Origin of the sequence: Cytobacillus sp. Bac17 (assembly GCF_024519925.1) — a bacterium.
Taxonomy (GTDB): domain Bacteria; phylum Bacillota; class Bacilli; order Bacillales; family Cytobacillaceae; genus Cytobacillus; species Cytobacillus pseudoceanisediminis.
On record NZ_JALJRC010000119.1, the window covers coordinates 1 to 357 of the forward strand.

The 357-nt window shown below is 43.7% G+C and carries 1 protein-coding gene; it reads right to left on the reverse strand.

What is annotated here, in order from left to right; all coding sequences use genetic code 11:
• Window positions 1-18 precede the first annotated feature (18 nt).
• The coding region (locus NR125_RS30360) for a hypothetical protein (RefSeq protein WP_256816904.1) at window positions 19-357 on the reverse strand (339 nt) is incomplete at its 5' end.

Below are 357 nucleotides of genomic sequence, written 5' to 3' on the forward strand. Positions count from 1 at the left end.
TTTATGCTGGTCTATAATCTAACAGACTTTCCCTCTTTTTCTTTCTCTCTCTTTCTCTCTCCCTCCTCCTCCCCCCTCTCTTTCCCCCTCCTTTCTCTTTTCTTCTCCTCTTTCCTCTTTTTCCTCCTCCCTTTCCTTTCCTCCTTCCTCCCTCCTTCTTCCCTTCCCTTTCTTCTTCCTTTCTTCCCTTTTCCTTTCCTCCTTTTTCCTTCCTTTCTCCCCTCCTCTTCCTCTTCTCTCTCTTCCTCTCTTTCCTCTTCTTTTCTTTCCCTCTCTCCTCCTCCCTCTCCTCTTTTCCTTCCCCCTCTCTTCCTCGCTTCTTTTATTTAAATATTTTTCAATTATTTTTATATCTCT